The 19525-nt window shown below is 72.7% G+C and carries 17 protein-coding genes; 4 read left to right on the forward strand and 13 right to left on the reverse strand.

Going from position 1 to position 19525, the window contains the following annotated elements; genetic code table 11:
• Nucleotides 1-122: 122 nt before the first annotated feature.
• Complete coding sequence (locus LCD31_RS03475; RefSeq protein ID WP_224955969.1) at nt 123-3008, reverse strand: UPF0182 family protein; 2886 nt, start codon at nt 3006-3008, stop codon at nt 123-125.
• A 240-nt stretch (nt 3009-3248) separates the two neighbouring features.
• Between LCD31_RS03475 and LCD31_RS03480 the strand changes: the two genes are divergently transcribed.
• Nucleotides 3249-3779, forward strand: coding sequence for a PPA1309 family protein (locus LCD31_RS03480; RefSeq protein WP_224955970.1), 531 nt, complete (start codon nt 3249-3251; stop codon nt 3777-3779).
• A gap of 35 nt (nt 3780-3814) precedes the next feature.
• Here LCD31_RS03480 and LCD31_RS03485 read toward each other — a convergent pair whose 3' ends face one another.
• Complete coding sequence (locus LCD31_RS03485) at nt 3815-4840, reverse strand: PDZ domain-containing protein (RefSeq protein ID WP_224955971.1); 1026 nt, start codon at nt 4838-4840, stop codon at nt 3815-3817.
• Between the two features lie 139 nt (nt 4841-4979).
• Here LCD31_RS03485 and LCD31_RS03490 point away from each other — a divergent pair, with 139 nt between their 5' ends.
• Nucleotides 4980-6455: a zinc-dependent metalloprotease gene (locus tag LCD31_RS03490; protein ID WP_224955972.1), complete on the forward strand. Its 1476-nt coding sequence runs from the start codon at nt 4980-4982 to the stop codon at nt 6453-6455.
• 65 nt (nt 6456-6520) lie between these two features.
• On the opposite strand, the gene LCD31_RS03495 is transcribed toward LCD31_RS03490, so the two are convergent.
• Nucleotides 6521-7063 (reverse strand): M48 family metallopeptidase, encoded by a 543-nt coding sequence (locus tag LCD31_RS03495; RefSeq protein WP_224955973.1) that lies wholly within the window; start codon nt 7061-7063, stop codon nt 6521-6523.
• Between the two features lie 212 nt (nt 7064-7275).
• Between LCD31_RS03495 and LCD31_RS03500 the strand changes: the two genes are divergently transcribed.
• Nucleotides 7276-7425, forward strand: coding sequence for a DUF5679 domain-containing protein (locus tag LCD31_RS03500; RefSeq protein ID WP_224955974.1), 150 nt, complete (start codon nt 7276-7278; stop codon nt 7423-7425).
• 226 nt (nt 7426-7651) lie between these two features.
• Nucleotides 7652-8980, forward strand: a complete 1329-nt coding sequence (locus LCD31_RS03505) for an AarF/ABC1/UbiB kinase family protein (protein ID WP_224955975.1) — start codon at nt 7652-7654, stop codon at nt 8978-8980.
• An 88-nt stretch (nt 8981-9068) separates the two neighbouring features.
• On the opposite strand, the gene LCD31_RS03510 is transcribed toward LCD31_RS03505, so the two are convergent.
• The 10 genes from LCD31_RS03510 to LCD31_RS28885 form a co-directional block, all read right to left on the reverse strand.
• A complete protein-coding gene (locus LCD31_RS03510; protein WP_224955976.1) occupies nt 9069-9926 on the reverse strand; it encodes a trans-aconitate 2-methyltransferase in 858 nt (285 codons plus the stop codon).
• Between the two features lie 11 nt (nt 9927-9937).
• Complete coding sequence (locus LCD31_RS03515) at nt 9938-10177, reverse strand: hypothetical protein (RefSeq protein ID WP_224955977.1); 240 nt, start codon at nt 10175-10177, stop codon at nt 9938-9940.
• On the reverse strand, nt 10174-10551 hold the full coding sequence (locus LCD31_RS03520; RefSeq protein ID WP_224955978.1) for a WhiB family transcriptional regulator: 378 nt from the start codon (nt 10549-10551) through the stop codon (nt 10174-10176). The genes LCD31_RS03515 and LCD31_RS03520 overlap by 4 nt, the downstream gene beginning before the upstream one ends.
• 176 nt (nt 10552-10727) lie before the next feature.
• Nucleotides 10728-10910 carry a hypothetical protein gene (locus LCD31_RS03525; protein WP_224955979.1) on the reverse strand — a complete coding sequence of 61 codons (183 nt, stop codon included), beginning with the start codon at nt 10908-10910 and terminating at the stop codon, nt 10728-10730.
• A gap of 136 nt (nt 10911-11046) precedes the next feature.
• Nucleotides 11047-13134 carry an ATP-dependent DNA helicase UvrD2 gene (locus tag LCD31_RS03530; protein ID WP_224955980.1) on the reverse strand — a complete coding sequence of 696 codons (2088 nt, stop codon included), beginning with the start codon at nt 13132-13134 and terminating at the stop codon, nt 11047-11049.
• 275 nt (nt 13135-13409) lie between these two features.
• Nucleotides 13410-14339, reverse strand: a complete 930-nt coding sequence (gene nudC / locus LCD31_RS03535) for an NAD(+) diphosphatase (RefSeq protein ID WP_224955981.1) — start codon at nt 14337-14339, stop codon at nt 13410-13412.
• On the reverse strand, nt 14336-15703 hold the full coding sequence (locus LCD31_RS03540; RefSeq protein ID WP_224955982.1) for a pitrilysin family protein: 1368 nt from the start codon (nt 15701-15703) through the stop codon (nt 14336-14338). Before LCD31_RS03540 ends, nudC begins: the two co-directional genes overlap by 4 nt.
• Nucleotides 15700-17016: a pitrilysin family protein gene (locus tag LCD31_RS03545; RefSeq protein WP_224955983.1), complete on the reverse strand. Its 1317-nt coding sequence runs from the start codon at nt 17014-17016 to the stop codon at nt 15700-15702. Before LCD31_RS03545 ends, LCD31_RS03540 begins: the two co-directional genes overlap by 4 nt.
• A 214-nt stretch (nt 17017-17230) precedes the next feature.
• Complete coding sequence (locus LCD31_RS03550) at nt 17231-18052, reverse strand: ESX secretion-associated protein EspG (protein ID WP_224955984.1); 822 nt, start codon at nt 18050-18052, stop codon at nt 17231-17233.
• A gap of 87 nt (nt 18053-18139) precedes the next feature.
• Nucleotides 18140-19525 carry a hypothetical protein gene (locus tag LCD31_RS28885; protein ID WP_255623010.1) on the reverse strand — a complete coding sequence of 462 codons (1386 nt, stop codon included), beginning with the start codon at nt 19523-19525 and terminating at the stop codon, nt 18140-18142.

Below are 19525 nucleotides of genomic sequence, written 5' to 3' on the forward strand. Positions count from 1 at the left end.
CGTGGGTGATGTGCGCGGGCCACAGCGCGTGCAGCGGCGCGAACAGCGCCGGGCGCAGCTCCACCACCCGGGTCCGCCCCCCCCCCGGGGGGCCGGGCGGGGGGGGCCCCCCCCGCGGTCGATCAGCCGCCGTTGCCCTGGAGTTGTTCGAAGCGTCCGACGGCGCCTTCGAGCCGCTGGAGCGCCCCGCCGAGGTTGCCGAGGTCGCCGGACTGCTGCGCGGTCCGCACTTGTTCGAGCGCGCTCTGGATGTCGTTGACGGCGCTGCGGAGTTCAGGCGTCGGCTGCTGCCCCGGGGCTTGGGGCTGCCCGCCGGGCTTCTGGTTCGGCGGTTGCTGGGCCTGGCCGTCGCCGGTGGCGTCGCCCGCGCCCGCGCCGAAGACCTGTTCGAGGGCCTTGGGGAGGGTCTCGGCGAAGCCGACGTTGCCGCCGAAGGAGACGAGCACGCGGGCGAGCTGCGGGTAGGAGTCCTGCTCGTTGCGCTGGATGTAGATCGGTTCGACGTAGAGCAGTCCGCCCTTCACGGGCAGGGTCAGCAGGTTGCCGAAGATCGCGTTGACGTTGGGGTTGTTGAACAGGGTCCGGTTCTCGGTGACCTCGGGGGTGGACTCCATCTGGTTCTGCACCTGGTTGGGCCCGGGGGTCTGGGTGTTGGTGGGCAGGCGCAGGACGGTCAGCTTGCCGTAGTCGCGGGGGTCGGAGGACGCGGAGACCCAGGCGGCGAGGTTCTGCCGCCGCAGCGCGGTGAGGGCGCTGGTGAGCTGGAACGTGGGCTGCTGCTGTCCTTCGACCTGGGCGAGCACGTAGTACGGCGGCTGCTGGTTGCCTTCGTCGGCGGCGCCGCCTTGGCCTCCGCTGGTGGGGTCCGGGGGCACTTCCCAGAAGGTCTGCGTGGAGTAGAAGTCGGACGGGTTGTCGACGTGGTACTCGGTGAGCAGGGAGCGCTGCACCTTGAACAGGTCTTCGGGGTAGCGGAAGTGGTCGCGCAGCTGCGGGCTGATCTCGGAGCTGGGCTTGACGACGCCGGGGAACACGCCTTCCCACGCCTTGAGGACGGGGTCGGGCTTGGTGTCGTCGGTTTCGTAGAGCTCGACGTTGCCGTCGTAGGCGTCGACGGTGGCCTTCACCGAGTTCCGGATGTAGTTGATCTGCTGGTTGGGCTGCCGCTGGACGCCGGGGAGGGTGTCGTTGGTGGCTTCGCCGAGTTCGGTGAGCTCGGAGTACGGGTAGTTGTTGAGCGTGGTGTAGCCGTCGACGATCCACTTGATGCGGCCGTCGACGACGGCGGGGTACGGGTCGCCGTCGACCTTGAGCCAGGGCGCGACCTTCTGCACCCGGTCGCGCGGGTTCCGCTCGTAGATGATCTTCGAGTTCTCGCCGATGGCCTGGTTGAACAGGATGTTGCGCTCGGTGTAGTGCGCGGCGAACACGAGCCGGTTGAACCAGTTGCCGAGGGGCACGCCGCCCTGGCCGGTGTAGGTGTAGGCGCTGCTGTCGGTGTCGTACTCGCGGGGCGCCTCACCCGGGTCGCCGCCGACGATCGCGTAGGTGGAGGCGAGCTCGCCGAAGTAGGACCGCGGCTGGTCGACGGGGATCTCGCCGCGGCCGTCGTTGGCGACGTCGCTGACGGAGAACACCGGGTAGCCGCCCTGGGTGCGGCCTTCTTCGAGCGTCGAGTCGACGCGGTCCGCGGGCGCGCTGACGAACCCGTTGCCGTGGGTGTAGACCATGTGCTGGTTGATCCACGACTGCTGGTTCGCGGCCAGACCGGCGGTGTTGATCTCGCGGAGGGCGACGAGGTAGTCCTGCAGCTCGCCCTTGGCGTCCCGGTACCGGTCGACGTCGAGCTTGTCGGGGAAGCCGTAGAAGTTGTACTGCTGGGTGAGCTGGGTGAACGTGTCGGACAGGACGCTGGGGTCGAGCAGCCGGATGTTCGGGATGGTGCCCGCGTCGTCGGCGACCTGTTCGGGCCGGAGGTTGGTGACGCCCGGGTAGTCGTGCACCTCGACCTTGTCCTCGCCGATGTCGAAGGCCTGCCTGGTGGCGGCGATGTTGCGGCGGATGGATTCGGCTTCGCGCTGGTTGGCGTTGGGGCGCACGGAGAACTGCTCCAGCAGCGCCGGTCCGACCGCGCCGACGAGCACGCTGGAGAGCACCAGCAGCACGGTGGCGAGCGCGGGGATCCGCAGGTCGCGCAGGAACACGGCGGCGAAGAACGCGAGGGCGCAGAACACCGCGATGCACAGCAGGATCAGCTTCGCAGGCATGACCGCGTTCAGGTCGGTGTAGGTGGCACCGGTGAACAGCGAGTTCCGCTGGGACAGCAGCAGGTCGTACCGGTCGAAGAAGTAGTCGACCGCCTTGAGCAGCACGAACAGCCCGGCGAGCACGGCCAGCTGCACGCGGGTGGGCGCGGACAGCTGCCCGGCGCGACCGGCGAGCCGCACGCCGCCGAAGATGTAGTGCGTGACGAGCGCGCCGATGAAGGCGACGGTGATCGCGACGAACGCCCAGGACAGCAGCCAGCGGTAGAACGGCAGCTGGAAGGTGTAGAAGCTGATGTCGTGGCCGAACTCCGGGTCGGTCTGCCCGAACGGCACGCTGTGCAGGAACAGCTGGAGGGTCTGCCAGTCGGCCTGCGCGGCGAGGCCGCCGAGCACGGCGACCGCGGCGGGGATGCCGAGCGCGAACGCGGCGGGCCGGGCGCTGATCAGGGTGCGGTACCGGGCGAGCGGGTCGTCGGGTCCGCTGATCGGCACGAACACCGGCCGGGTGCGGTAGGCGATCCACAGGTTCAGCAGCAGCACGGCGCCGAGGAACAGCGCGGCTCCGACGCCGAGGCCGATCCGGGTGAGCAGCTGGGTGGTGAAGACCCCCCGGTAGCCGACTTCCCCGTACCAGAGCCAGTCGACGTAGGCGCCGACCAAGCTGGACCAGATGATCAGGCCGGCGAGCACGACCACGCCGATGATCAGCAGGATCCGGCTCCGCCGGGACAGTTTCGGCATTACAGGCCGCATGGCCACAGCGCACACTCCAGGCGACGATCGACGGGCCGGGGACGACTCCCCTCGCGATGTTCAACTCTACGATGCCGCCGAGGGTTCCCCCGATCGCACTCGAATTCCGGCGAATCCGACATCGCTTCTCCTGGTCATGGCGGGTCCGCCCGGTCGTGGCGGGTCCGGGCGGCGGGGTGCGCCGGTCGGGCGCGGGACGGCCGGGTGCGGGGTGCGACGATGTGCGGCATGTCAGCCGCTCATGGTGAGGACCTCGCCGCCGCCCTTCCCGGCGCGGCCCGCGAGGTCGAGGAGTTCGTGGCCGCAGCGGGCTGGGACCAGCCCACCCAGATCTTCGCGCTGGTGCCGACCGGGCAGTTGCTGGCCGCCCAGCCGTCGCTGGCCGCCGAGCTGGACGCCGAGACGGCGCTGACCCCGATCGCGCAGGAGTCGCTGCCCGCGGAGGACCTGGCGGAGGCGCTGGCCCGCATCGAGTGGCCCGACCAGGTCGTCGGGTGCGCGCTGGTGCAGGAGATCGTGGTGCTGCCGCCGGAGGCGGAGGCCGGGCTGCCCACCGACGACGACGAGGAGGCCCGCCGCGCGGCGGCGGAGCACCCGGACCGGCAGGAGGCGCGGCTGGTGGCCGCGGTGCTGCGGGTCGGGAACGAGACCTGCGTGCTGCGGCTGCGGGAGAGCGGCGGCGACGGCGAGCTGGTGCAGGACCCGTCGCTGGCGCCGAACCTGCTGCGCGCGCTGCACGAGACCTTCGCGACGGCTTAGCCGGCCCGCGGCGGCGGACCGGCGGCCCGACCGGATCAGCAGCTGGGCGGGGCGCCGCCGTCGCGCAGGGTGTCGAGCGCCTGCGTCGCCTCGTCGAGGGTGCCGACGCGCACCAGCTGCAGCCCGTCCGGCGCCTGCGACTTCGCTTCAGAGCAGTTCCCGGCGGGCACCAGGAACGTGGTGGCCCCGGCCTCCCGCGCCATGGTCATCTTGAACGGGATGCCGCCGATCGGGCCGACGTTGCCGACCGCGTCGATCTCCCCGGTGCCCGCGACGAACTTGCCGCCGTTGAGCTCGCCGGGCGTCAGCTTGTCCACGATCGCCAGCGAGAACATCAGCCCGGCCGAGGGTCCGCCGACGTCGGCGAGGCTGATCTTGATGTCGAACGGCACGTCCGGGCGCCCCACCGCGCCCACGCCGAGGAAGCCCTGCGGACGGCCGTCGGAGCTCGTGCCCAGCACGACCGGCACCGTGCGCTCCGGTTCGTCGCCGTGGCGGAACGTCAGCCGGACCTGCTCGCCGGGCTTGCCGGCGGCGACCGCGGCCTGCAGCGCGGGCGGATCGGTGATCGGCTTGCCGTCGACCGCGATCAGCTGGTCGCCGGGTTCGAGCACCGCGTCGGCGGGGCTGCCGGTGACGACCGTGCCCGCCAGCACCTTCGTCGGGTAGCCCAGGTGGTGCAGCGCCGCGGTCTCCGCGTCGGTCTGCGAGTCGTTGAACGCCTGGGTGTTCTCCTGCTCGATCTCCTGCTCGGTCTTCTCCGGCGGGTAGTACACCTCGCGCGGCGCGAGCGCGTACCGGCCGCTGACCCACAGCCCGAGCGCCCCCAGCATCGACAGGTGGTCGGTCACCGACACCGTGGTCATGTTCAGGTGCCCGGCGGTCGGGTAGGTCCGCTGGCCGTCGATCCGGATGACCGGCGTGCCCGCCTCTTCGCCCAGCGTGTTGTAGGTCGGTCCCGGACCGAGCGCCACGAACGGCACCGGGGCGAACGCCCCGAGCAGCCCGAAAGCGGCCACCAGGATGACGCTGGTCAATAACGTCCAGGTTCGACGGCTCACGAGGCGACAGGGTACGTGGCCGCCTCCGGCGCGATCTCCGGGCGGGTGATCGCGGAACCGAGCCGCACGCTGCGACATCGGCCCCCGCGGGTCGCCGAGCGACTTATCCGGTTCGACGCGATCCGCGTACGGTGGAGGCATGAATGACATGCCGTTCGGGTTCAGCCCGCAGGATCCCGACGACGACCGCGACAAGGGGGAGTCGTCGGAAGGGCGCTCCGGTGGCGCCGGTGACTCCGGTCAGAACCCCGGTCCGGGGTTCGGCTTCGGCGGCGGCGCGCTGCCGGGTGGCGGCATGGGCGGCATGCCCGGCGGGATGAACTTCGACATGGGGCAGCTGGGACAGATGTTCTCCCAGCTGGGGCAGGTGCTGAGCCATTCGGGCAGCGGCGGTTCCGGGCCGGTCAACTACGACCTCGCCAAGCAGCTCGCGGTGCAGCAGCTGCACTCGAACGAGCGCACCGAGCGGCCCAGCCAGCAGGAGGTGAAGGGCGCGCAGGACGCGGTCCACCTCGCGGAGCTGTGGCTCGACCCGACGACGGCGCTGCCCGCGGGCGCGCGCACCACGAAGGTCTGGTCGTCGGTGGACTGGGTGGAGCAGACCCTGCCGACCTGGCAGCGGTTGTGCGACCCGGTGGCGCAGCGGATGTCCACCGCCTGGATGGAGGCGCTGCCCGCGGAGGCCAAGCAGGCCGCCGGGCCGCTGCTGTCCATGCTCGGCCAGATGGGCGGGCTGGGCTTCGGCTCGCAGCTCGGCAAGAGCCTCGCGCAGCTCGGCGCCGAAGTGCTGACCTCCTCCGACGTGGGCCTGCCGCTGGCGCCGGAGGGCACCGCGGCGTTGCTGCCCGCGAACGTGGCCCGGTTCGCCGAGGGCGTGGACCGGCCGCTGGACGAGGTGACCCTGTTCCTCGCGGCGCGGGAGGCGGCGCACCACCGCCTGTTCAGCCACGTGCCGTGGCTGCGGCAGCGGCTGCTGGCGACCGTGGAGGAGTTCGCACGCGGCATCCAGGTCGACACCTCCTCGCTGGAAGACCTGGCGAGCAAGATCGACCCGACGGACCCGAGTTCGATGCAGGAGCTGATGGGCTCCAACCTGCTCGAACCGAAGACCACGCCGGAGCAGGCAGCCGCGCTGACCAGGCTGGAGACGCTGCTCGCCCTGGTCGAGGGCTGGGTCGACGTGGTGGTCTCGGACGCGCTCGGCGAACGGCTGCCGGGGGCGGACGCGCTGAGCGAGACCATCCGCAGGCGCCGCGCCGGCGGTGGCCCCGCCGAGCAGACGTTCGCGACGCTGATCGGCCTGGAGCTGCGGCCGCGCCGGCTGCGGGACGCCGCGAACCTGTGGCGGCTGATGACCGAGCGGCACGGCCTGGACAGCCGGGACCGGGTGTGGGACCACCCGGACCTGCTGCCGGACGCCGCCGACCTGGACGAGCCGCTGGACTTCGCGGACCGCTGGGGCGGTTCCTCGGACCTGGACGACCCGATCGCGGCGATCAAGCGCGCCGAGGAGGCGGAGCAGGCCGCGGCTTCCGGCGAGCAGGGCTCCGCATCCGGCGAGCAGGACTCGAAGAGGTCCGACGACGAGGACGAGTCCGGCCCCGACTCGAAGTGATCCGACGCGACGGGGGCCCGGAGGTGTGCTCCTCCGGGGCGCCGTTCGCGTTTCAGGGGCCGCGCTCAGCCCTCCGGGTCACCGTCCATGGTGAGGCCGAGGTTGGCGGCCGCGGAGATGCCTTCGAGGTAGCCGACGGCCCGTTCGGTCTTCGGGTACCGGTTGACCCACTTCCAGAAGTCGTCGCCGTGCCCGGGGACCAGCAGGTGCGCGAGCTCGTGCACCAGCACGTAGTCCAGCACCCAGCTCGGCACGTCCCGCAACCGCTCGCTGATCCGGATGTGCTTGGTGCTGGGGGTGCAGGAGGCCCAGCGGGTGCGCATCGGCGGCACCCAGCGGATCGAGCGGGGTTCGGCGCGGCCGTCGAGGTACTGCTCGGACAGTTCCCGGCTGCGTTCGGCGAGGGCCGCGTCGGAGTCGCGCGCCGGGGAGCGGCGGCGCGTCTCGCTGCGCTGCAGGCGGCTGAGCATCTCCGCCACCCACTTCTTCTCCTCGGCCCTGCTCATCCGGGCCGGAAGCAGCACGACGACCTTGTCGCCGTCCCGGTACGCGCTGACCGTCTGTCGCCGCCGTTTGCTGCGACGCACCTCGACCTGCGGTTCTGCCACGAGATCTGACCTTAGCGAGTGGCACCGACGTCCGGACATCGCAGTGCGGTTTTCCACATGCCTACTGCGCGTGATCACCTAACGAATTACTCCATTCCCCCTAACATGCGATCAGCTCAATGCAGTGATATCGATACGGCCACCTGTACGGTTCCTCCAGCGCGGTCCGGCCGGGCACGCGCCGTAGCGATCACAACACCAAGGAGGACGCCGTGGCCGACACCTACAACGGCTACTGCGTGAAATGCCGGGAGAAGCGCGACTTCAACGGCGAGATCACGGAGACCAACGGCCGACGGATGGCCAAGGGCACCTGCCCCGTGTGCGGGACCCGCATGACCCGGATCCTCGGCAAGGCCTGAGGACCGGTGGTGGAACCCGTGCGGCCCGGCTCGACCGGAGGCCCGCCGCACGTGGAACCGCGTCCCGCCCGCGTCGTGACCGGCGCGTTCCGGGACGGGCCACGACCCACGCGGGGTTCGGGCACCCCACAACCGGTCGGTGAACCACTACGATGTGCTCCGGCCCCGGAATCCGATCCCCTTTCGGAGCCGGGGCGGTTCTCCTGCGCGCGGCAAAGGAGCCCTCGTGACCGACATTCCCCGCCGGGCGGCGCACCGCACCGCCAAACTGGCCAGCCTTCCGCTGGGCGTCGCGGGGCGGATGGCCGCCGGGTGGGGCAAGCGCCTCAGCGGCCAGTCCGCCGACGAGATCAACGCGGAACTCTCGGCGCGCACGGCCGAGCAGCTGTTCGCGGTGCTGGGACAGCTCAAGGGCGGCGCGATGAAGTTCGGCCAAGCGCTGAGCGTGTTCGAGGCCGCGGTGCCCGACGAGATGGCCGAGCCCTACCGCGAGGCGCTGACGAAGCTGCAGTCCGCCGCTCCCCCGATGTCCGGGACCAGCGTGCGGCGGGTGCTGGAGCAACAACTGGGGCGGACCTGGCGGGACCGCTTCGCTGAATTCGACGACGTCCCGGCCGCCGCGGCCAGCATCGGGCAGGTCCACCGCGCGGTGTGGCACGACGGCCGGGACGTCGCCGTCAAGATCCAGTACCCGGGCGCGGGCGAGGCGCTGCGCTCGGACCTGCGCCAGCTGAGCCGGTTCTCCCGGCTGTTCCAGTCGCTGGCTCCCGGCGCGGAGATCAAACCGCTGCTGGCGGAGCTGCAGGACCGGATGGTCGAGGAGCTCGACTACCGCACCGAGGCCGACAACCAGCGCGCATTCGCCGCGGCCTTCGACGGGGACGAGAAGGTGCTGATCCCGAAGGTGGTGGCCAGCGCTCCGCAGGTGATGGTCTCCGAGTGGATCACCGGCACCCCGTTCTCCGAGGTCATCGCCGACGGCGAGCGGGAGCAGCGGGACCGGGCCGGGCGGTTGCTGGCCGAGTTCCACTTCTCCTCCCCCGAGCGGTCCGGGCTGCTGCACGCCGATCCGCACCCGGGGAACTTCCTGCTCGCACCGGACGGCCGGCTCATCGTGCTGGACTTCGGCGCGGTGGCGCGGCTGCCCGAGGGGCTGCCCGCGGAGATGGGCCGGATGCTGCGGCTCGCGGTGGAGGGACGTGCCGAGGAGCTGCTGGAGCTGCTGCGCGCCGACCGCTTCGTGCAGACCGGCAGCGAGCTGCGCGCCGAGGACGTGCTCGCCTACCTGGGACCGTTCGTGGACCCGGTGCGGGAGGAGCGGTTCCACTTCACCCGGTCCTGGATGCAGCAGCAGGCCGAGCGGGTCGGCGACCTGCGCAGCCCGGACTTCCGCACCGGGCGGGCGTTGAACCTGCCCCCGGACTACCTGCTGATCCACCGGGTGACGCTCGGCGCCACGGGCATCCTGTGCCAGCTGGACGCCGAGTTCGCGGCCCGCGCGATCATCGACCGCTGGCAACCCGGCTTCGCCGATCCCGAACCCGCCGCCGACTGAGGCCCGTCGAGGCTTCGAGGTCGGAGCGGTGCCCCGTCAGCACCGGAACCGCCACCGGGTCTCCTCGCGCCACGAACCCGTCCGCGGGTCAGCGCAACGTGCCGACGTGGATGGTCTGGGCGAGCAGGTAGTGCACGTCGTCCCGGTTCCCCGCGTAGTGCGGGCCGTCCGGGTCCAGCAGTGCGTCGACCGCGTCGAGGTCGGCCTGCGCAGCCCGCCCCTCCGCTCCCCGGCGCAGCCACTCCAGCCTGCGCAGCACCGCGGTCATCGCGGCCCCGGACACGGGGGCGGGGCGGTCCACGAGCTGGGTCCAGGTGAGCACGTCGTCCAGGCCCGCATCGGCCATGGCCTGCGCCCACCCCACCTTCAGCCGCGTCGAACCGGGCATCTGCTCGCGCATCTCCCGGAACCACTCGGCGCGGGCGGCCGCCAGCCGCGCCTCCAGGCCGGGCTCTCCGACGCCGACGTCCCAGGGCAGCACGCGCGGCTCCAGGCCGGATTCGACGAGGGCGAGCCGCCCGCCGGGGCGCACCAGCTTGACCAGCCGCCGCAGGCCGGCGAGCTGGTCCGGCAGGTGGTGCACGACGAACGAGGCGAACACCAGGTCGGCTTGGCCGACCGCGGACAGGTCGCCGCGGGCGACGTCGGCCTGCACGGACAGCACCCGCACGTCGGGGCCCGCGGTGGCGGCGGTGTTGCGCGCCGCCTCCGCCAGCAGCTCCGGCGCGGAGTCCACCAGGATCACCGTGCCCCCGGTGTCCCACATGGCGTCCGCGAACGCGGTCGCGGCGCCACCCGCCCCGGAACCGACGTCGATCACCGTGCGGTCCTGCGGCCGGAGCAGGTCGCGCACCAGATCGGCGGTCTCCGGCCCGGCCAGCTCGTCGCCCTCGCGCAGCCGCGCGATCTTGGCGTCCCAGTCGATTCCGTCGTGCGAGTGAGCCACGAACGTGCACTCTACGGCTCGGTGATCGCCCCCTCCGCGTGGTCCGCTCGCTGCTGCGCGTAGTGCGCCAACCGGCGCCACCAGCGCCCGGCCGTGGCCTGGCGGGCCAGCCGGTGCCGGTGCGCCTCGACCAGCAGGTCGTGATGTCGCATCCGCGCCATGTCTTCGGGCATGAGCATTCGGGTGGTGTCCTTCGCGTTCGGTTCGACCAGGTCGTTCACGTGGTTGCGGGTGCGGGCGGGGAAGGTCATGCCGCGTTCTCCTCGGATCGGGGGCCGCGAACGGCCGGTTCGGCAGGGGCCGGGTTCTTGCGGGGGCGGCCGCGGGAGCGCTTGCGGGCGACGACCGCGCCGCGTTCGAAGATCTCGCCTCCCCAGACTCCCCACGGTTCGCCGCGGGACAGCGCGCCTTCCAGGCAATGCTGCTTCAGCGGGCAGTGCCCGCACAGGGTCTTGGCCCGTTCCAGGTCACCGGGGCTCTCGGCGAACCACAGATCCGGGTCCTGCCGGCAGGGCACCCCCTCGCCCTGGTCGGTGACCTCGTCCAGCAGCGCGCCGACCGCGCCGCCACCTCCGGCGTCGTCAGCTCTTCGCTCGGGTGCTACCCGGACGCTGGTGGTCAACATCTCTCCTCCTGACCGTTCAGGGCAGTGCACGTGCCCGGACCGACGGTGGGGAACTCCCCAGGAACACATTCGAATGGCGCTGCTTCGCGAAGTGCGGACGCGAAAAAGGCCGCGAACCCGGTTGCGGGGTTCGCGGCCTCTGAAGAAGAGCCTGGAGCGCGTCCTAGATCAGCGGATCAAGGATCGAGCTCCGCGCGAACCGGCGCGGTGCGGCCATCGACCGGACGGCCGCCGTCCGTCGGACGCGGCGTGGCGATGGCGCGGTCGAAACCGGGCAGGGTCGTGGAACGACCGCGGAACAGCGCGATACCCCCGGACATGAGGAGGCCAGGGGTACCGAGCGTCTGAATGCCGGTCATCGCTGCCACCTCCCCTCCGGATCGCGCCGGGTTCCGAACACCTCGGCTTGTGCTGTGCAGACTATGAGGCGCGGGAAGCGCGCCGCAACCGATTTTCCGAGATTCCGCCGATGGAGGAGAAACTCCTGCTCAGCGGCTAGTTTCGGCCGTGCTCGCGCTGGACGAGCGAGAGCACGTCGTCGCCGAACTTGCGGACCTTGCTCGCGCCGATCCCGGAGATCGCCACCAGCGCCGCCTCGTCGGACGGGCGCTGCTCGGCGATGGCGGTGAGCGTGGCGTCGGTGAACACCACGTAGGCGGGGACCTTCAGCTGCCGAGCCCGGTCGCTGCGCCAGGCGCGCAACCGGTCCAGCAGGCCCTCGTCCACGTCCGACGGGCAGGTCGAGCAGCGGCCCAGCTTGATGTCCATCGTGCTCACCAGCACCGACTCGCAGGTGCGGCAGCGCGGCGTGGCCTGCTTGCGCGGCGGGCCCGGCTCGGGGGTCCTGGTCTTCGCCGGCATCGCCGCCGGGTGCCGGTCCGGGATGACGCCGTAGAGGAACCTGCTGCGGCGGCGGTAGCGGCGCCCGTCGGCGGCCCTGGCCAGCGCCCAGGACAGGTGCAGGTGCTCGCGGGCGCGGGTGACGCCGACGTAGAGCAGCCTGCGCTCCTCCTCGACGCCCGCCTCGTCCTCGGCGTGCTGGATCGGCAGGGTGCCCTCGGCGAGCCCGACGAGGAACACCGCGTCCCACTCCAGGCCCTTCGCCGAGTGCAGCGAGGCCAGCGTGACGCCCTCCACCGTCGGCGGGTGCTGCGATTCGGCGCGCTGCTCCAGCTCGGCGACGTAGCGGGCCAGGTCGGCCTCCGGGGCGACGGCCGCGAGCTCCTCGGCGAGCTCGACCAGCGCGATCAGCGACTCCCAGCGCTCCCGGGCCGACCCGCCCACCGGAGGCTCGTCGGTGAGCCCGACGTCGCCCAGCACCGCCCGCACCGAACCGGGCAGGTCCGCGCCCGGCTCGTCGCCGCGGCCCGCGGCGCCGCGCAGCGCCACCACGGCCTGGCGCACCTCGGTGCGGTTGAAGAAGCGTTCGCCGCCGCGCACCTGGTACGGGATCTCCGCGTCGGACAACGCCTTCTCGTACACCTCGGACTGGGCGTTCACCCGGAACAGGACCGCGATCTCGGACAGCGGCACGCCCCGCCCGGCCAGCGCGGCGATCTTGCGGGCGATGGCCTCCGCCTCGGCCGGTTCGTGGTCGTACTCGGCGAAGTCCGGTTCGGGACCGTCCGGGCGCTGCCCGATGAGCTTGAGCCGGGTGCCCGCCGGGCGGTCGCGGGCGGCGCCGATGACCTTGTTGGCCAGCGCCACGACCTGCGGGGTCGAGCGGTAGTCGCGCTCCAGCCGGACCACGGTCGCGTCCGGGAAGCGCTTCGGGAAGCCGACCAGCCACTTCGGGGCGGCCCCGGCGAACGAGTAGATCGTCTGGTTCGCGTCGCCGACCACGGTCAGGTCGTCCCGGTTGCCGAGCCACGCGTCGAGCACCCGCTGCTGCAGCGGGTTGACGTCCTGGTACTCGTCCACGACGAAGGAGCGGTAGCGGCCGCGGAACTCCTCGGCGACCTCCGGGTGCTCCTCCAGGATGGCGACCGTGTGCAGCAGCAGGTCGTCGAAGTCCAGCATCCGCGCGTCGTTCTTGAGCTGCTCGTAGGTGGCGAACACCTTCGCCAGCTGCTGCGGCACGACCGGCACGTCGCGGCCCGCGCGAGCGGCGGCGGTGGCGTACTGGTCGGGCGAGACCAGGCAGGACTTGGACCACTCGATCTCACCGGCGAGGTCGCGCACCGACTCCTTCTCGGTGGACAGGCCCACCCGGTTCGCTGCCTGCACGACCAGCCGGAACTTGTTGTCCACCAGCGGCCACACCTGGGTGTCGTGCACCCGGGGCCAGAAGTAGCGCAACTGCCGGAACGCGGCGGCGTGGAAGGTCTGCGCCTGCACCCCGGCGGCGCCGAGAGCGCGCAACCGGGTGCGCATCTCGCCCGCGGCGCGGGCGGTGAACGTCACGGCCAGCACCTGCTGCGGGACGACCAGGCCGAGCTGCACCAGGTGCGCGATGCGGTGCGTGATGGTGCGGGTCTTGCCGGTACCGGCGCCGGCGAGCACGCAGACCGGGCCGCGTGGCGCGGTGACCGCCGCCCGCTGCTCCGGATCGAGCCCTTCCAGCAGTCGCGGTTGATCGGCCATGCCGGGCATCCTCGCAGAACCGCCCCGCCCGGCGGCGGCAACCCCACCGCGCGTCGACGCGCGCGGCCCGCTCGGAACCTCTCCGATGGAGCAGAGGCCGCGGCACGTTCCAGCGCGTCACGCCGGCCGCGTCGTGGATCCGGGCCCCGGCGGGCGAGGACCGGTCCGAGCCGCGGCGCGGCACGCACGGCACCCGGTACCGGCGGGCCGGCCGTCCCCGGCCCCGTGCTCGCCGTCGGGCACGGGCGGGGAACCGCCGGACCGCAGGCAGGGACCTAGGCCCAGAACGCCCAGCCCTTCAGCATCCGGTGCGCGATGGACACGCTCGGCGGCAGCCGCAGGCCGGGGATGATGCCGTCCTCGGTGCGCATCGCGGCCTGCACGTCGGCCCGGGACACCCAGCGGGCCTCCTCGATCTCGCCGTCCGCGGGGCGCAGCGGCACCGCCGGGTCGGCGATCGCGGCGAAGCCCAGCATCAGCGAGCGGGGGAACGGCCACGGCTGGCTGCCGAGGTAGCGCACCTCGGTGGCCAGCACGCCGACCTCCTCCTGGACCTCGCGCCGCACGCAGGCCTCCAGGGACTCGCCGACCTCGACGAACCCGGCCAGCACCGAGAACCGCTCCGGCGGCCACACCGGCTGCCGCGCCAGCAGCACCTGGTCGGCGCCGTCGTGGACGAGGCAGATCACGGCCGGGTCGGTGCGCGGGTACTCCTCGCGGTCGCAACCGGAGCAGCGCCGCGCCCAACCCACCTTCACCCGGTTCGTGGCCGCGCCGCACACCGCGCAGTAGCGGGAGTGGTCGTGCCAGTTCAGCAGCCCGACGGCCGTGGTGAGCAGGCCCGCGTCGGTGTCGTCGAGCTGGGCGCCCGCGACCCGCAGGTCCTGCCAGCCCTCCTGCGCCCCGTCGCGCTCGGTGCGCAGCGCCCAGTAGGTGGTGTTGTCCTGCGCGCCGAGCAGCACCGCGCGCGGCGTGGGCTGCTCGCCGAACACCGCGGCGTCCTCGTAGACGAGCCGCCCGTTCGGTGCGATCTGGGCGCGTCCCTTGCCGTCGACCAGCAGCACCCTGCCCGCGGTCCACTGCTCGGCGGCCGGGCCGTCCCGCAGCAGCTCGGTGCGGTCCACCGTGGAGCGGGACAGCAGCGGCGCCGAGTCCAGCCGGAAGCCCGGGCCGTCGGAGACGGCGGCCGCGCACGTCTCGGTCACGGCAGCACCACCCCGCCCAGCGCCCGCAGCTGGTCGCCGATCTTCGCCGCGTCCCCGACCACCACGCCGGTGAACGAGGTCGGCGCGTACAGCTGCGCCGCCTCCGCGACCTGCTCCGCGGTGACCTCGCGCAGCCGGTCCGGGTGCGCGCTCAGCCAGCGGTGGTCCAACCCGCACGCGGCCAGCGTCGACAGCATCGACGCCAGGCCCGACTGGGAGGACGTCGAGGTCAGCAGGCCGCCGATGGCGTACTGCCGGGCCGATTCGACCTCGGCCGCCGTCGGCGGGACCAGCGCGAGGCGGCCGAACTCGTAGCGCATCTCCAGCAGCGCGGCCGCGGTGACCTCGCTGGCGGTGTCGGCGTCCACCAGGATCGTGCCGTTGCCGCGGGTGAACTCGAACGACGAGTGCGCACCGTAGGTGTAGCCCTTGTCCTCGCGGATGTTCTCCACCAGCCGCGAGGAGAAGTAGCCGCCGAAGCTGAGGTTCGCGATCTGCAGCGCCGGGTAGCGCTCGTCGGTGCGGTGCAGGCCCTGCGCGGACATCCGCAGCTGCGACTGCACCGCGCCGTCCCGGTGCACCAGCCGCACGTCGCCGCCCTGCAGCCGCGGCAGCGCGGGGAGCTCGGCGGCGGTGCCCGCCGCGTCCCACGGCGCGAGGATCCGCGTCACCTCGTCCACCACGGTGTCCGGGTCGATGTCGCCGACCAGCACCAGGGTGGCGCCGCGGGGCAGCACCGCGCGGGCGTGCAGCTCGCGCACGTCCTCCGGGCCGACCTGGCCGACGTCGGCGGCCTGCGGCACCTCGCGGACGAACGGGTGGTCGCCGTAGCGGTGCCGCTGCAGCTCCTCGCGGGCGATGACGCGCGGCTGCGAGCGGGCCACCGCGAGCCGCTCCACCAGGCGGTCCCGCTCCCCCGCGACCTCGTCGGCCGCGTAGGCGGCGCCGGTGAGCGCGTCGCCCAGCACCTCCAGCAGCGTGCCCAGCCCGCTGGACAGGGCGCTGCCGACGAAGCTGAGCCGCTCCGGGTCGACCACGGCGTGCAGTTCGCCGCCGACGGCCGCCAGGTCGGTGTCCACCTGGACCCGGTCCCGGGCGGCGGTGCCGGTCAGCACCGTCTCGGCCAGCACCTCGGCGCGCGCCGGGTGCATCGGGTCCTCGCCCGCGAACGGGATGCGCAGCCTGGCCTCGACCATCGGCACCACGCCGTGCCGGGCGGCGATCAGCCGCAGCCCGTTCGGCAGCTCGGTGTCGACCACGTCGGGGGTGCGCAGCGCGCGCGGCTCGCCCAGCGGCGGCAGCGGACGCGGGCCTGCCTCGGTGCGGCCGATCTCCTCGGCGCTGCGGTGGGTGGCCTGGGTCATGCCGCACCTCCTGCGGAGTTCGAGTCGGGCTGCACGCGCAGGGTGGCGCGCGCGTCCGGGGTGAGGGCCTTCGCGGCGGCGGCGACCTCGTCGGCACCGACCTCGGCGATGCGCCGCGGCAGCTCCGAGATCAGCTCGGCGCGGCCGTGGATCAGCTCGGCGCTGCCCAGGTCGAGGGTGCGGGAGATGACCCTGTCGTGTTCGCGGTGCAGCGAAGCGGCCCAGCGGGACGTCACCCGGGACAGCTCCTCCGCCGTCGGACCGCTCGCGGCGATCGACTCCAGCTCGGCGTCCACCGCGGCCACGACCCGCTCCGCGTCCACCTCGGGCGTGTGGATCGCGGTGAGGGTGAAGGTGTCCGGATCGCGGGCGTCCAGCGGCGCGCCCATCAGGCCGCAGCCCGCGTGCACGTCCACCACCAGCGGCTCCCGGTACACCATGCGCTGCTGCAAGCGGGACGCGTCGCCGTCGGTGAGCACCGCGGCCAGCACGATGTTCGCCAGGTACTGGTCCAGCTCCCCGACCGGGTCCGGCAGCCGGTGGCCCAGCGCGATCGCGGGCAGCGGCGCGTGCGGATCGGTGTGCACGCCGGTGAGCTGCTCGGTCGGGAACGGTTCGGCGAACGACGGGCGCGACCGCACCTCGCGGGCCGGGACGTCGCCGAAGTGCCGGTGCACCAGCTCCGTCGCGTGGTCCACGTCGAAGTCACCGGCGATGGTGAGCACCGCGTTCGCCGGCGCGTAGAAGGTGTCGAAGAACGCGGCGCAGTCGTCGACCGTCGCCTGCTCCAGGTCCGTGAAGTCGCCGTAGCCGTTGTGCGCGTTGGCGAAGGTGGAGTACAGCACCGGCGGCAGCAGGATCCACGGGAACCCGCCGTAGGGGCGGTTGAGGACGTTGAGCCGGATCTCCTCCTTCACCACGTCGACCTGGTTGCGCAGGTTCTCCTCGGTGAGCTTCGGCGCCCGCATCCGGTCGGCTTCCAGGAACAGCGCCCGCTCCAGGGCCGCCGACGGCAGCACCTGGAAGTAGTCGGTGTAGTCCTGGTGCGTCGAACCGTTGAACGTGCCGCCGGAGCCTTGCACGTGGCGGAAGTGCGCCAGTTTCTCCAGGCTCTCGCTGCCCTGGAACATGAGGTGCTCGAACAGGTGCGCGAAGCCGGTGCGGCCTTCCGGTTCGGAGCGGAAGCCCACGTCATAGTGCACGCTGACGCCCACGACGGGGGCTTGACCGGAGGCGCCCTGCGCCGAGTCCGGCGCGAGCACCACGCGTAGCCCGTTCGGCAGGGTGACGCGATGCAGTGGGGGTTCGACCATGCCTCGCAGCCTACGTGCGCTGGGTGACGCGCCGCGTACCCCCTTCGCTGCGCTGCGTGCCCGGCCCCGCTCCGCGGGACGCGCGCCGGGAGGCGCACCCGGCACCACCGACGCCGCAGGCCACGGGACCGCCGTACCCGGGCGCCCACCGCCGCGGCCGCACCCGTCGACGAGCGCGGACGACCACGCGCGGTGAGCACCGCGGGCCCGACGCTCAGCCGCGGACCTGGGCGACCAGGGCGTCCACTTCGCCGCCGATGGCGCGCGCGTCCGCCGGGAGGAGCGCCAGCACCTGCTCGCCCGAACTGCCGCGTTCCACCCGGTTCAGGTAGCGCCCGTCCGGTTCGAGGTTGTCGAACCAGGACACGACCTTCGACCGGTGCTTGCGGCCGTTGCGGTCCCGGAAGTTCGCGGCGAGCTGGCCGATGCGGTGGTGCGGGGCCCCGCCGATGGCCTCGTACAGCCGCACCTGCCGGTCACCCGTGCTGCCGCGTTCCTCGGCGACCGAGCGCAGCATGCTCGACCGGTCGAAGTCCTCCTGCTGCGGCGGCACCAGCGAGGTCGCCGGCACCCGCACCGGGCCCTGACCGCCGGGCCGCGCCGGGGGCAGCGTGCCCAGCAGCACCTGCGGCAGCGGCACGTTCTGGTGCACCTCGACGGTGAGCAGCCCGCCCCGGTTCGGGTCCTCGCTCGGGGCCTGCACCCCGAGCACCACCCGGTTCCCCTCGGTGAACGCGGCCAGCGCCCGCCAGCAGTGGTCCGCGCCGACCTGCGGGAACCAGATCGAATCGACCCACAGGAACGGGGTCGCGAGCACCTTCAGCGCCGCCGCGAGCGGCGGTGCGATCTCGTCGGCCACCGCCACGCCGCTCGCGTGCATCCGTTCCAGTTCGGGTTTCGCGATGCGGGTGAATTGCTCGGCGGTGTACCCGGCCGACCTGCTGGTCAACGGCAGCGTCAACCGTTCGATCCCCAGGTACTTGAGCGCCACGTCCAGGTGCACCGGAGGCAACTGCCACGAGCCCAAAGCGGTCACTGCGTTCTCTCCCCTGTGAAGTGCAGATACCAAGCCGCCGACCCCTGGCGGTGGCCGATCGGCCCCCCGCGGCCGGTCGGCGTCGAATCACTCGCCCAGGACCGGCGGTGCGGTCTTGGGCATGTCGTTCATCCAGATGTCGTCGTGCTCCTCCAGCCACGACGGGCGCTCGTGCTCGGCGTCCTCGCCGCTCTGGCCGCGCTGACCGGCGCCACCCATGCCGCCGCCCATGCCACCGCGACCGGCACCCGCACCGCGCGCGCCACCGCCCGCGCCCGCGCCCGCACCGGCACCCGTTCCGCCGACACCCGCGCGGCCGCCCGCGCCGACGCCACTCGTGCCCGCACCGCGACCGGCACCGCCCCCCGCACCGAGGCCACCCGCGCCGCGGCCCGCGCCACCGGCTCCGGCGCCGCCCGCGCCGAGACCACCGATGGCACCGATGCCGCCACCTGCACCGGCACCACTGCCACCGGAACCGAGACCACCCGGGCCGCCGGGAACGCCACCGGCCCCGGGGCCGTACGCCGGCCCGGACCACTGGCTGCCGGACCCGGACGGCGAGCCCGGGTGGCTCCCGGCACCGCCGAAACCACCCGTTCCACCGGAGCCGTAGCCGCCGCCGGGCAGGCCGCCACCACCGATGCCACCACCGGTACCGCCGCCGATACCGCCACCACCGGTGCCGGGACCGACCCCGTTCGCGCCGGGACCGGTGCCCCAGTCCGTACCGGCCGGCTGCGTCGCCGCGGGCGGTTCCTTCGTCGAACCGTCCGGGCCGGTGTACTGCGGCATGTTCGAGTCGACCTGGGTGAGCGTCGGGCTGTAGACGCGGCCCATCGTCTCCTGCGCGGCCTTCTCCGCCTGCTCGCGCTCCTCCATCTGCCCGAGCGCGTCCAAGCCCGCACCCGCCGGACCGAACGGGATGGAGGCGGCGACACCGCGGCCGACGCTGTAGCCGTCCGGCTGGTCCACCATGTTCCGCGCCTGCCCGGCGGCCTCACCGGCGGCGTTCAAGTTGTTGCCGGTCACCTCGAAGGCGTCGGCGCTCGCCCGCATCCACTCCGAAGCGGGTTTGCCGACCTCCTTGGCGGTGTTCGCGGCCTCGCCCTCCCAGCCGCCCTCGACGATGCGCTGCACGTCCGTCGCGTAGTTCTCGCCGCGACCGCGCAACTCCTTCGCGAACTCGATCCACACCTGGGCGACTTCGCCGACCTTGCCCTGGTCGATCGAGTCCTGGTTCGTCGAGTAGATCTGCGCGTGGTCGAAGCCGCCCCAGTTGACGCACTGCGTGATCGCCGGCTTGTCGAAGCCCTGCACGTCCATCCCGGCGTTCTGCTGGGCGAGCTGCGCCTGCTGCTGCTGGGCGATCCGGTTCGCCTCCTCGCTGTGCTCCTTGCGCTCCTTCTCAGCCGAGCTCTCGTATCCGAAGACGCGCGAACCGGCGTTGTCGATCATGCTGATCAGGCCCAT

The organism is Saccharopolyspora sp. 6M, from assembly GCF_020176775.1.
GTDB classification, from domain to species: domain Bacteria; phylum Actinomycetota; class Actinomycetes; order Mycobacteriales; family Pseudonocardiaceae; genus Saccharopolyspora_C; species Saccharopolyspora_C gregorii.